At 59.5% G+C, this 12,579-nt stretch carries 9 protein-coding genes, 2 tRNA genes and 2 pseudogenes; 10 read left to right on the top strand and 3 right to left on the bottom strand.

Annotation, left to right across the window (positions count from 1 at the left end; translation table 11 throughout):
• The first annotated feature begins 1 nt into the window (after position 1).
• The 7 genes from lolB to ychF all read left to right on the top strand — a co-directional run bounded on the left by lolB (position 2) and on the right by ychF (position 5,193).
• The gene (gene lolB / locus AC1RO5_RS12575; RefSeq protein WP_007939752.1) at positions 2–619 is read left to right on the top strand and encodes a lipoprotein insertase outer membrane protein LolB; all 618 of its coding nucleotides are present in this window, start codon (positions 2–4) and stop codon (positions 617–619) included.
• Positions 620–621: 2 nt separating this feature from the next.
• Positions 622–1,473, top strand: coding sequence for a 4-(cytidine 5'-diphospho)-2-C-methyl-D-erythritol kinase (gene ispE, locus AC1RO5_RS12570; RefSeq protein ID WP_493175180.1), 852 nt, complete (start codon positions 622–624; stop codon positions 1,471–1,473).
• Positions 1,474–1,510: 37 nt separating this feature from the next.
• Positions 1,511–1,585: transfer RNA gene (locus AC1RO5_RS12565), tRNA-Gln, on the top strand.
• 47 nt (positions 1,586–1,632) lie between these two features.
• Positions 1,633–2,574, top strand: a complete 942-nt coding sequence (locus AC1RO5_RS12560; protein ID WP_003171603.1) for a ribose-phosphate pyrophosphokinase — start codon at positions 1,633–1,635, stop codon at positions 2,572–2,574.
• Positions 2,575–2,716: 142 nt separating this feature from the next.
• Entirely contained in the window at positions 2,717–3,316 is a 600-nt protein-coding gene (locus tag AC1RO5_RS12555; RefSeq protein WP_018929567.1) for a 50S ribosomal protein L25/general stress protein Ctc, read from the top strand.
• Between the two features lie 169 nt (positions 3,317–3,485).
• Complete coding sequence (gene pth, locus AC1RO5_RS12550; protein ID WP_493175178.1) at positions 3,486–4,070, top strand: aminoacyl-tRNA hydrolase; 585 nt, start codon at positions 3,486–3,488, stop codon at positions 4,068–4,070.
• Positions 4,071–4,092: 22 nt separating this feature from the next.
• Positions 4,093–5,193, top strand: coding sequence for a redox-regulated ATPase YchF (gene ychF, locus AC1RO5_RS12545; RefSeq protein ID WP_493175176.1), 1,101 nt, complete (start codon positions 4,093–4,095; stop codon positions 5,191–5,193).
• Positions 5,194–5,369: 176 nt separating this feature from the next.
• Here ychF and AC1RO5_RS12540 read toward each other — a convergent pair whose 3' ends face one another.
• Entirely contained in the window at positions 5,370–6,587 is a 1,218-nt protein-coding gene (locus tag AC1RO5_RS12540; RefSeq protein ID WP_493175174.1) for an MFS transporter, read from the bottom strand.
• Positions 6,588–6,907: 320 nt separating this feature from the next.
• Here AC1RO5_RS12540 and AC1RO5_RS12535 point away from each other — a divergent pair, with 320 nt between their 5' ends.
• From AC1RO5_RS12535 to ggt, 3 genes are all read left to right on the top strand, one after another.
• Positions 6,908–8,965 carry a methyl-accepting chemotaxis protein gene (locus AC1RO5_RS12535; RefSeq protein WP_493175169.1) on the top strand — a complete coding sequence of 686 codons (2,058 nt, stop codon included), beginning with the start codon at positions 6,908–6,910 and terminating at the stop codon, positions 8,963–8,965.
• Between the two features lie 116 nt (positions 8,966–9,081).
• Positions 9,082–9,158, top strand: a tRNA-Met gene (locus AC1RO5_RS12530).
• Between the two features lie 138 nt (positions 9,159–9,296).
• Positions 9,297–11,141, top strand: coding sequence for a gamma-glutamyltransferase (ggt, locus tag AC1RO5_RS12525; protein ID WP_493175167.1), 1,845 nt, complete (start codon positions 9,297–9,299; stop codon positions 11,139–11,141).
• A gap of 77 nt (positions 11,142–11,218) precedes the next feature.
• Here ggt and AC1RO5_RS12520 read toward each other — a convergent pair.
• Both AC1RO5_RS12520 and AC1RO5_RS12515 read right to left on the bottom strand, forming a co-directional pair.
• Positions 11,219–11,656, bottom strand: a pseudogene (locus tag AC1RO5_RS12520) (methyl-accepting chemotaxis protein); the annotation flags it as partial.
• A 150-nt stretch (positions 11,657–11,806) separates the two neighbouring features.
• Positions 11,807–12,445, bottom strand: a pseudogene (locus tag AC1RO5_RS12515) (PAS domain-containing protein); the annotation flags it as partial.
• Positions 12,446–12,579 lie beyond the last annotated feature (134 nt).

Raw genomic sequence — 12,579 nt, 5'->3', positions numbered from 1 at the left:
TATGTTTTTGCGCCACATCATCGTTTTCAGCTTCATCGCCCTGCTCGCCGGTTGCGCGGGCTTCGGCGCCCGTGAATCGGTCGGGGGGCACGGTAACCCGGCCCAATGGCGCGAGCACAAACAGCAACTGAGCAGCCTCGACGGCTGGCAGATCAACGGCAAGATCGGTATCCGCGCGCCAAAAGATTCGGGTAGCGGCACCTTGTTCTGGCTGCAGCGCCAGGATTACTACGACATCCGCCTCTCCGGTCCGCTGGGTCGTGGCGCGGCCCGTTTGACCGGGCGCCCCGGCAAAGTTTCGCTGGAAGTGGCCAATCAGGGCCGTTATGACGCGTCGACTCCGGAAGCCCTGGTCGAAGAACAACTGGGCTGGAAATTGCCGGTATCCCATCTGGCGTGGTGGGTTCGCGGTCTCCCGGCCCCGGACAGCAAAAGTCGTCTGACCCTGGACGTCGACAGTCGCTTGGCCAATCTCGAACAGGATGGCTGGCAGGTCGAGTACCTCAGTTATGCCGAGCAAAACGGCTATTGGCTGCCCGAGCGGATCAAACTGCACGGCACCGACCTTGATGTCACACTGGTGATCAAGGACTGGCAACCGCGCAAACTGGGGCAGTGAAGATGACAGCCCCACGCCTGACACTGCCCTCGCCCGCCAAACTCAACCTGATGCTGCACATCCTCGGTCGCCGTGAAGACGGTTACCACGAGTTGCAGACGATTTTTCAGTTTCTCGATTACGGCGATGAAATCACCTTCGCCGTTCGCGACGATGGCGTGATTCGGTTGCACACCGAATTCGCCGACGTCCCTCACGACAGCAACCTGATTGTCAAAGCCGCGAAAAAACTCCAGGAGCAATCCGGTTGTTCACTGGGCATCGACATCTGGATCGAAAAAATCCTGCCCATGGGCGGCGGAATCGGTGGCGGCAGCTCGAATGCGGCAACCACGTTGCTGGGCCTCAATCACCTTTGGCAACTGGGCTGGGATGACGACAGGCTGGCCGCGCTGGGCCTGACGCTTGGCGCCGACGTCCCGGTTTTCGTGCGTGGCCACGCGGCTTTCGCCGAGGGCGTGGGGGAGAAACTCACGCCTGTAGAACCCGAGGAACCGTGGTATCTGGTGCTGGTGCCGCAAGTATCTGTAAGTACAGCAGAAATTTTTTCAGATCCGCTGTTGACACGTAACTCTCCTCCCATTAAAGTGCGCCCCGTTCCCAAGGGAAACAGTCGAAATGACTGCTTGCCGGTGGTAGCAAGGCGTTATCCAGAGGTACGTAACGCATTGAATTTGTTAGGTAATTTTACCGAAGCAAAACTCACCGGAACTGGAAGTTGTGTGTTTGGGGGCTTCCCAAGCAAAGCTGAAGCTGATAAAGTCTCGGCCCTTCTTACAGAGACCCTTACAGGGTTTGTAGCAAAAGGAAGCAACGTTTCGATGTTGCATCGCAAGCTGCAAAGTCTGCTCTAAAAGGAATCGAGTACTGGGTACTCGTTGCAACAGATACAGGGGCGTCGCCAAGCGGTAAGGCAGCAGGTTTTGATCCTGCCATGCGTTGGTTCGAATCCAGCCGCCCCTGCCATTTTCCTATACTCATCCAGGTATACCCTCAGCCTTCAGGTACTGCGCGTGTCCAAGATGATGGTCTTTACGGGGAACGCTAACCCCGATCTGGCTCGGCGTGTCGTACGTCAGCTGCATATCCCTCTCGGTGACATCTCTGTCGGTAAATTTTCCGACGGCGAAATTACAGCCGAGATCAATGAAAACGTCCGCGGTAAAGATGTCTTCATTATTCAGCCGACTTGCGCTCCGACCAACGATAACCTGATGGAACTGGTAGTGATGGCTGATGCCTTCCGCCGCTCCTCGGCTACTCGTATCACTGCTGTTATTCCTTACTTTGGTTATGCCCGTCAGGATCGCCGTCCGCGTTCCGCACGTGTGGCTATCAGCGCGAAAGTCGTTGCTGACATGCTTACCGTAGTCGGCATCGACCGTGTTCTCACGGTTGATCTGCATGCTGACCAAATCCAGGGTTTCTTCGATATTCCGGTAGATAACATCTACGGCTCCCCGGTACTGGTGGATGACATTGAAGATCAGCGCTTCGAAAACCTGATGATCGTGTCCCCGGACATTGGCGGCGTCGTGCGTGCACGAGCTGTTGCCAAATCCCTGGGCGTGGATCTCGGGATCATCGACAAACGCCGTGAGAAAGCCAATCACTCTGAAGTGATGCATATCATCGGTGATGTCGAAGGGCGTACCTGTATTCTGGTCGATGACATGGTCGATACCGCCGGCACTCTCTGCCACGCGGCCAAGGCCTTGAAAGAGCATGGCGCTGCCAAGGTTTTCGCCTACTGCACGCACCCTGTGCTGTCGGGTCGGGCGATCGAAAACATTGAAAATTCCGTGCTGGACGAGCTGGTGGTGACGAACACCATCCCGCTGTCCGCTGCAGCACAAGCCTGTGCGCGTATCCGCCAACTGGATATCGCACCGGTAGTTGCCGAGGCGGTCCGCCGCATCAGCAATGAAGAATCGATCAGCGCGATGTTCCGTTAAGGGCCCTGCCCTTTTCATTACATCCTGTTGACGAAAAGCGCCCCGCCCCGGCATTCCTGTCGGGGCGGGGCTTTTTTGCCCATATCGCCTTTAGCGCTGGTCGCAAACGCTGGGGCGAATGTGGTTATTTTGGAGATACAACATGAACGATTTTACTCTGAATGCTGAAGTGCGTTCCGACCTGGGGAAAGGTGCGAGCCGCCGCCTGCGTCGTCTCGCAAGCCTGGTTCCAGCTGTAGTTTACGGTGGCGAAAAAGCCCCTGAATCCATCAGCATGCTGGCTAAAGAAGTTGCCAAACTGCTCGAAAACGAAGCGGCTTACAGCCACATCATCGAGCTGAACGTTGGCGGCACCAAGCAAAACGTAATCATCAAGGCTCTGCAGCGTCACCCGGCCAAAGGCCACGTGATGCACGCTGACTTCGTACGCGTAGTTGCTGGCCAAAAGCTGACCGCTATCGTTCCAGTGCACTTCATCAACGAAGCTGCTCCGGTGAAGAAAGGCGGCGAGATTTCGCACGTTGTTGCTGAAATCGAAGTGTCCTGCCTGCCGAAAGACCTGCCTGAATTCATCGAAGTTGACCTGGCTAACGCCGAAGTCGGCTCGATCATTCACCTGTCCGACATCAGCGCTCCTAAAGGCGTTGAATTTGTTGCTCTGGCTCACGGTAACGACCTGGCTGTTGCCAACGTTCACGCTCCACGTGTTGCTCCAGAAGCTGCAGAAGGCGCTGCAGAGTAATTTCACTCTGTACGCCGGAGTGACCGGAAACATCGCGGACTAGAGCGTAGCGAGAAAGCGGGCGAGAACGCGGAGTTTACATAATGGTAAATGAGCACTTGTCGTCCACTTTCGCCGCACTCCCTGATGGCGGCGATGTTATCCACCACTTCAAGGAAGGGCCCCTATCGTGACTGCCATCAAACTGATCGTTGGCCTGGGAAATCCAGGCGCTGAATACGAACAGACCCGGCATAACGCAGGGGCCCTTTTTGTTGAGCGCATCGCGCAGGTACAGGGTGTCAACCTTGTGGCCGATCGCAAATATTTCGGCCTGACCGGACGCTATTCGCATCAGGGTCAGGATGTTCGTCTACTGATTCCCACCACCTACATGAACCGCAGCGGCCAGGCCGTAGCGGCACTTGCCGGCTTCTTTCGCATTACGCCTGCAGAGATTTTGGTGGCGCATGACGAACTCGACCTGCCTCCGGGCGTTGCCAAGCTCAAACAGGGCGGCGGCCATGGCGGTCATAACGGGTTGCGCGACATCATTGCGCAACTGGGCAATCAGAATACCTTTCACCGCCTGCGGCTTGGCATTGGCCACCCGGGCGTTGCCAGTATGGTTTCAAACTTCGTCCTGGGTCGTGCGCCACGCGCCGAACAGGAAAAACTCGATGCCAGCATCGACTTTGCCCTCGGCGTGCTGCCGGATATCCTCGCCGGTGAATGGAACCGCGCGATGAAAAACCTGCACAGCCAGAAGGCCTGACTCTTACCCGAGGGGAAACACCATGGGATTCAATTGCGGCATCGTCGGCCTGCCTAACGTCGGCAAGTCCACCCTGTTCAACGCCCTGACCAAGTCCGGGATTGCGGCCGAAAACTTCCCCTTCTGCACCATCGAGCCCAACAGCGGTATCGTGCCGATGCCGGATCCGCGCCTGGAAGCCCTGGCGGCCATCGTCAAGCCCAAGCGCATCCTGCCGACCACCATGGAATTCGTCGACATCGCAGGCCTGGTGGCCGGCGCCTCGAAAGGTGAAGGCCTGGGTAACAAGTTCCTCGCCAACATCCGCGAGACCGATGCCATCGCCCACGTGGTCCGCTGCTTCGAAGACGAGAACGTGATTCACGTCTCCAACAGCGTCGACCCGAAACGCGACATCGAAATCATCGACCTGGAACTGATCTTCGCCGACCTCGACAGCTGCGAGAAGCAACTGCAGAAAGTCGCTCGTAACGCCAAGGGCGGTGACAAGGACGCAGTGGTCCAGAAAGGCCTGCTTGAGCAGCTGATCGCTCACTTCACCCTGGGCAAGCCTGCGCGCAGCCTGATGAAGAACATGAGCGCCGACGAGAAGCAGGTGATTCGCGGTTTCCACCTGCTGACCACCAAGCCGGTCATGTACATCGCCAACGTCGCTGAAGACGGTTTCGAGAACAACCCGCTGCTGGACGTGGTCAAGGCCATCGCCGAAGAAGAAGGCGCCGTGGTGGTTCCGGTCTGCAACAAGATCGAAGCCGAAATCGCCGAGCTGGAAGACGGCGAAGAGAAAGACATGTTCCTCGAAGCCCTGGGCCTCGAAGAGCCTGGCCTGAACCGCGTAATCCGCGCCGGCTACGAAATGCTGCACCTGCAGACCTACTTCACCGCCGGTGTCGAAGAAGTTCGCGCCTGGACCGTCCGCGTCGGTGCTACCGCACCGCAAGCTGCCGGCGTGATCCACACCGACTTCGAAAAAGGCTTCATCCGCGCCGAAGTCATCGCCTACGACGACTTCATCCAGTACAAAGGCGAAGCCGGCACCAAAGAAGCCGGTAAATGGCGCCTGGAAGGCAAGGACTACATCGTTAAAGACGGCGACGTGATGCACTTCCGTTTCAACGTCTAAGTTTTCAGGAAAAAACACCCGCCCAAGAAAAAGCCGCGTCTAGACGCGGCTTTTTTGTGTCTGTCGACTGCCCCTGCAGGAGCGAGGCTTGCCCACGAAGAACGATAACGTGGTTATTCAGGCAAACCGCGTAACGACCTTCGCGGGCAAGCCTCGCTCCTACAGGGCTGCGGGGGTCAAACTTTTTTGGTCCGTGGCAGGAAGATCGCCAATACCCCAAGCAAAGGCAAGAATGAACACAGGAAGTACACGTACTCAATGCCGTGAATATCCGCCAAATGCCCGAGCAACGCCGCGCCAATCCCGCCGAAACCGAACATCAGGCCGAAGAACACTCCGGCAATCATCCCGACATTTCCCGGCACCAGTTCTTGCGCATACACCACGATGGCCGAGAACGCCGAGGCCAGAATGAAACCGATCACCACGCTCAACACACTGGTCCAGAACAGGTCCACATGGGGCAGCAGCAGCGTGAACGGTGCCACACCGAGGATCGAGAACCAGATCACCGCCTTGCGCCCGATCCTGTCGCCGATCGGCCCGCCGAAGAAGGTCCCCGCCGCTACCGCACCAAGAAACAGGAACAGATGCAGCTGCGAGCTGGCCACCGACAGGTCGAACTTCTCGATCAGGTAGAACGTGAAGTAACTGGTGAGACTGGCCATGTAGAAATACTTGGAAAACACCAGCAACCCCAGCACCACCAAAGCACTGATCACCCGGCCTTTTGATAAACCGTGCGTCGCTACCTGACCTTGTTTGAGTTTGAACAGGTTCAAGTGATTGGCGTACCAGCGGCTGATCCGGTACAGCACGAACAACGCAAACAGCGCGAACAAGCCGAACCAGGCCACATTGCCCTGACCGTAGGGAATGATGATTGCCGCCGCCAGCAACGGCCCGAAGGCCGAACCCGCATTACCGCCGACCTGAAACGTCGACTGCGCCAGCCCGAAGCGCCCACCCGAGGCCAGTCGCGCGACGCGAGAAGCTTCCGGGTGAAAAGTCGACGAGCCGATACCGATCAACCCCGCCGCCAGCAGAATCATCGGGAAGCTGCCGACCACCGACATCATCAGAATGCCGATCAATGTGCAGACAGTGCCGGCCGGCAACAGCCAGGGCTTGGGATGGCGATCCGTGTGGTAACCAACCCACGGCTGCAACAGCGAGGCCGTCAGCTGAAAGGTCAGGGTGATCAGGCCGACCTGAGTGAAGGTCAGGCCATAGTTGGCCTTGAGCATCGGATAGATCGACGGCAGCACCGCCTGAATCAGGTCGTTGATCAAATGCGCCAGCGCCACTGCGCCGATGATGCGCATGACCAGCGGACTGCTTTGTGAAGGAGCGGGCGCCGATGTCGCGGCGGACTGAACGTTGCTGATGGCCATGAGAGTTTCCGTACTGCGGATGGGTGCGCACAGGCAGGTCGGTCAATGTGCCATTTTTCGGTGCAATCGCGCCATCCCCTTAGCCTGCTAACGACCTCAAAAAAGGTGATAGCGCAAAGCCATGGTCTGAATCTTGCCTTGCTTATCCGCTTCAACGCGGCCCCTTACAAAGGGGACCGAGAATGGGAAGTTTCGCTACAGAGTCGGCCTACAGAGCGGACCAAGGTGAACTTTCGAGGCCTTTTAGAAGGACATCAGTCGCGGTCGCAATGGCCTCGACGCACGCCAATGGTGCGTGGTGTCCAGAGGAGTCATGGGGCATGCAGGCTTTTTTATCACCGGGGATCGGGCTGCTGGGGCGTTTCGGCTTCGCACGCAAATTTCAGCTGCTGTTTCTGTTGTTTATCCTGCCGCTGGCGGGCAGCTTGTGGATGATCGGCCAGGACTATCGTGAAAAGTTGAGCCTGATCTCCGGCGAACGCGCCGGGGTCCGGCAATTGATTGCCCTGGATGCGCTCGACAACTTGCTCTCCGCCCAGCGTGACCGCGCCGCTCGCTGGCGCGCCACCGAAACCAATCGCCAGCCGACACCTGCAACTATCGCGGCGATGGCAGCGTTCGACACGGTTCAGCCGGCCGTGGCCCAAGCCACCACGGATTTGGGCAATGCCCTGAAAACCGAAGGCGCCGAGGGCGAGACCCTCACCCGCTATCAAGCCCTGCAAAGCGCCCTCACTGGCCTGGATTCGAAAAGCCTGAGCAGCGTTGGATGGTGGCCGGACGGCTACGATCGCTTCACCAATGCCTTGAGCGCCCTGCAAGCCTTGCGCGAACAAATCGCCATGGACAATCGCCTGACCCTCGCGCCATGGCTGGAAACTTATCTGCTGACGCAGATCTCCACTCAACACGCACCGGACCTGATCGAACGGGTCGGTCGCCTCGCCGCGGTTGGTCAAGCTTCGGTGGTGTCCGGGCAGTTCACCCTGCAAAGCCGCCTGCAATTGCGGGACTTGCGCAGCCGCATCGGCGACGCTCGGGAACAGCTGGTGAAAACTGGCAGCCTGCTGGAGGCGCGCCTGCCCAGCGCCCTGCAAACCTGGGCCGGGCAATACCATGACAGCCTCAAGCAGCTGGATACCGGTTTGAAAGTGCTGGACGACGGCGTCTTCGGTGGCAGCATCAACCTCAAACCCGAAGACTTCGAACGTAGTCTCGACGCCCTCCTCGGCAACCTCGCCTCGCTGCGTCAGCAATCGTTGGTTTCGCTGGATCAACGGCTGGATTATTACCACGGCTCGGCCATCCGCCAGTTCATCCTGGTGGCGACAATTTTTGGCTGCCTGCTGCTGGCCGCGCTGTACCTGTTCATCTGTTTACAGGCCTCGATCCGTCGCAGCGCCAGCGGCATCACGCTATTGGCCGAAGCGCTGCGTGACGGCAATCTGAGCTTGCAAGTACCGGTACAGGGCCGCGACGAACTGGCGGCGATCAGCACCTCGCTTAACGTCGCGGTGGTACAACTGCGCAATAGTTTGCTGGGGGTCGATCACGAAACCCTGCAGTTGAGCAACGCGGTGCGCACCCTCAACGATCACTCCAGCGGTGCTCTTGGCGAAGTCGAAGCCCAGCAGTTGCAGATCAGCCAGATCGCTGCAGCGGCCACGCAATTGGCCGCCACCTCACAAGGGGTCGCCCAGAGTTGCGAACAGGCGTCTGGCAGCGCTCAGCATACCCAGCGCATCGCCGCCGACAGCAGCCGCGACAGCCAGCGCACGACGGCGAGTATTCAGCAGCTCAATCAGCGGCTGAACGACACGGCGGCGGCACTGGGTCGGGTCAGCGAGCAAGGGCAGCAGATTCAATTGGTGGTCGATACCATTCGCGGCGTGGCCGAGCAGACCAACCTGCTGGCCCTCAACGCCGCCATCGAGGCCGCACGGGCCGGCGAGCAGGGTCGCGGCTTTGCGGTGGTGGCCGATGAAGTGCGCAGCCTGTCGCAACGCACCCAGTCCTCCACCGCGCAGATCGCCGGCACCGTCGATAGTCTGCGCAGCACCGTGAACGAAGCGGTAAGCCTGATGGAAGCCGCCTGCGGCCAGGCGCAATCGGATGCGCAAGCCGTCACCGGTCTTGGCGAACGCCTGGGGGAAATCGCCAGCGCGGTGCAAAGCGTCACCGACACACTGGCACAAATCGCCACTGCCGTTGAAGAGCAAGCGAGCACCGCCGATGAAGTCAGCGGCAACATCCAGCAAGTCGATCAGGCGGCGGTACGCTTGCTCGAAGGCGCGCGGGCGGTGAACCTCGCCGCGGACACCTTGAGCCAGGGCAGCAAGGCCTTGAGTGCGAATACCGGGAGATTTCAGCTCGGTTGATGCCCCCCGCTGACCCGATTTTTCGGGTCAGCGGGATAAGCGGTTGAAAGTGTGGAGAAATATTTTAGATTTACGCTTGACGCATCGTCGTTCCAGGTGAATAATGCGCGCCACTTGGCTACATAGCTCAGTTGGTTAGAGCATAGCATTCATAATGCTGGGGTCCGGGGTTCAAGTCCCTGTGTAGCCACCAAGTACTAAAAACGGCTTACCGAAAGGTAGGCCGTTTTTTTATGCCTTGAGAAAAGTGGCGGGCGAACCCTGATTTGCGTACGACTCCTTCGGTCGATAAAGTCCCTTGACCTTTTATCCCATGGACGGAGTGCCCCACGTGTTCTCAGCCTTCCACTTGAGTCGCTATCGCCTGTCAGCCTTTTCGCTGATCGCCACCGCTTTAACCCTCGCTGCGTGTAACGCCCCGCCCTCTTCGCCTTCGGTCTCGACCTTGCCGGTCGCGCCGGAAATCACCTCCGGTTATCGCACCGACCTGCAGACGCGGCACGCCTCCAGACACATGGCCGCAGCCGCCAACCCGCTGGCGGCCGAAGCCGGGCGGGAGATGCTGCGCGAGGGTGGCTCGGCGATTGATGCGGCCATTGCCATGCAAGCGGTGTTGACGCTGGTCGAACCGCAGTCGTCGGGTATCGGCGGTGGCGCGTTGATTGTGCTGTGGGATGGCAAGGCCGTGCGCACCTACGACGGTCGCGAAACCGCACCGGCTGGCGCCACCGAGAAACTGTTCCTGCAAGCCGACGGCAAACCGATGCCTTTCACCCAGGCGCAGATCGGCGGGCGCTCGGTGGGTACACCGGGTGTGTTGCGAGCACTGGAGTTGGCCCATCAAAAGCACGGTCGCCTGCCGTGGGCGAGGCTGTTCGAGCCCGCCATCAAACTGGCGGAACAAGGTTTCGCCATCTCGCCACGACTGCATCAGTTGATTGCGGCCGACGCGTTTATCCAGCGCTCACCGGACATGGCCGCCTACTTTCTGACTGCCGATGGCCACCCGAAAGCCATCGGTACGCAGCTGAAAAACCCGGCACTCGCCGCGGTGTTCAAGCGCATCGCCAAGGAAGGTCCCGACGCGCTGTACAACGGTCCGATCGCAAAAGAAATCGTCGCCAAGGTTCAGGGGCATACCAACCCCGGCAGCCTGTCGCTGAACGATCTCCAAGGCTACAAGGCCAAGGAGCGCGCGCCGCTGTGCACCGACTACAAACGCTGGCAGGTCTGCGGCATGCCGCCGCCGTCATCGGGCGGGATCGCCGTGGCGCAAATCCTCGGCACCTTGCAGGCCTTGGAAACTCGCGACCCACGCTTTGCCCTGGCACCACTCAAACCGGTCAAGACCAGCAAACCGGCGGGCATCGAGCCAGCCCCTGAAGCCGTGCACCTGATCGCCGAAGCCGAGCGCCTGGCTTATGCCGATCGCGCGCAGTACGTCGCCGACACCGACTTCGTACCCGTGCCGGTCAAAGGATTGGTCGACCCGACTTATCTGGCGACACGCGCGACCTTGATTGGCGACCGCAGCATGGGTCAGGCCACACCCGGCACCCCGCCGGGTATTCAGGTCGCCTACGCACCGGACCGCTCGCCGCTGCGCATCTCTACCTCGCAGGTGGTGGCGGTCGATGACGAGGGCGGCGCCGTGTCCATGACCACCACCGTGGAAGCGGCATTCGGCTCACACTTGATGGTCCAGGGTTTTCTGCTCAACAACCAGATGACCGACTTCTCGTTCATCCCCGAAGAGCACGGGCAAAAAGTCGCCAATCGCGTCGAACCCGGCAAACGCCCGCGCTCGTCCATGGCGCCAACGCTGATCTTCGACCGCCAGAGCGGCGAGCTCCTGGCCACTGTCGGCTCGCCCGGCGGCTCGCAGATCATCGAGTACGTGGCCAAATCCACCATTGGCCTGCTCGACTGGAACCTCGACCCACAGGCCGCCATCAACCTGCCCAACTTCGGCAGTCGCAACGGCCCGACCGAACTGGAACAGGGTCAATTCAGCCCGGCACTGATTCAGGCGCTGAAGGACAAGGGGCACAGCGTGAGCGAGATCGACATGACCAGCGGGACCCAGGCGATTGTTCGGGTCAAGGATGCGCAGGGAAAAGCGGCATTGGCCGGCGGGGCTGATCCACGGCGCGAGGGGGAAGCGTTGGGGGATTGAGTCGTATGCAGGAACGAGGAAAGGCCTACCGGGCGGGGTAGGCCTTTTTGAGGACTACCCGCTCCGGATAGATAGCATCAAGTCGATAGTTGGTTCGCAAACTGCCCGACCGCGTTCACCACTTTCTGCGCACCGTCCTGGATCTCGACGATCACCGTGCCCGCCTCCGCCGCCAGCGCCAGACCTTGTTCAGCCTGGAGCTTGCCATCAGTCATCAGGGCCACGGCGTTGCGCGCCATGTCCTGGTTCTGACGCACGACGCCGACAATTTCATCCGTCGCCTGGCTGGTACGCGAGGCCAATTGCCGAACCTCGTCCGCCACCACTGCAAACCCGCGACCCTGTTCACCGGCGCGAGCCGCTTCGATGGCCGCGTTGAGCGCCAGCAGGTTGGTCTGTTCGGCGATGCCGCTGATGGTTTTGACGATGGTGCCGATCACCAGCGATTGCTCGTTCAGTGCTTCGATGCCTTCACCGGCGGTTTGCATGTGTTTGGCCAGGTCACGCATCACGTCTACGGCTTGGGTCACCACGGCAGTTCCGCGCTGTGCACTCTGGTCGGTTTGCTGAGAAGTGCTGTAGGCGATGTTGGCAGCTTCGGCGACGGCCTGCTCCTGATTGACCTGATCGGTAATCACCGTTGCAAACTTCACCACTTTGTAGAGCTTGTTGTTGGCGTCGACCACCGGGTTGTAGGAAGCCTCCAACCAGATCACGCGACCGTGGCTGTCGATGCGTTTGAATCGATCGGCCACGAACTCGCCGGCGTTCAGGCGACGCCAGAAGTTCTGATACTCGGCGCTGTTGTATTCCTCTGGCTCACAGAAGGTACGGTGATGTTTACCCTGGATCTGCGCCAGGCTGTAACCCATGCCGCTGAGGAAGCGGTCGTTGGCCGTCAGCACGTTGCCATTGAGGTCGAACTCGATGACCGCCGTCGAGCGCACCAGCGCGCCGATCAGGTTTTCATGCTCACGAGACGCCTCGATGGTGCGGGTCAGGTCGCTGGAGTAAATCACGTAGTTCTTGATCCGGCCGTCCGAGGACCGCACCGGCTGCATGATCGAACGCAACCAGGCTTCGGCACCGTTGCCACGCAGCAAACGGACCGCGCCGGCAAAGTGTTCGCCACGGCCCAGCGCGGCCTTGAAGCGGTGATGGAATTCATCCGATTTCACGTGGACCGGGACAAGGTCTTCGATATGACGGCCGATCAGGTCGTTGCTTTTGTAGAGCATCTCGCCGATGAAGTTTTGGTTGACCGATTGAATCCGCCCATCGGGGTCGAGGGTCAGGACCAGCATCTCGCTTTCCAGACTCTCCTTGACTTGCAGAAGGCTGGAGAGTTCTTCGCGAAGAGCCGACAGCTCCTGCTTCAAGCGTTTATTGAACATGGGAAAGCACCGATGGACAGAGATAAAAAGCGGCTTACAGCCTA

The organism is Pseudomonas sp. GW822-FHT02G04, from assembly GCF_058802085.1.
Note: the sequence above shows the minus strand (reverse complement) of the source record. Positions and strands in the feature narration are given on the sequence as shown.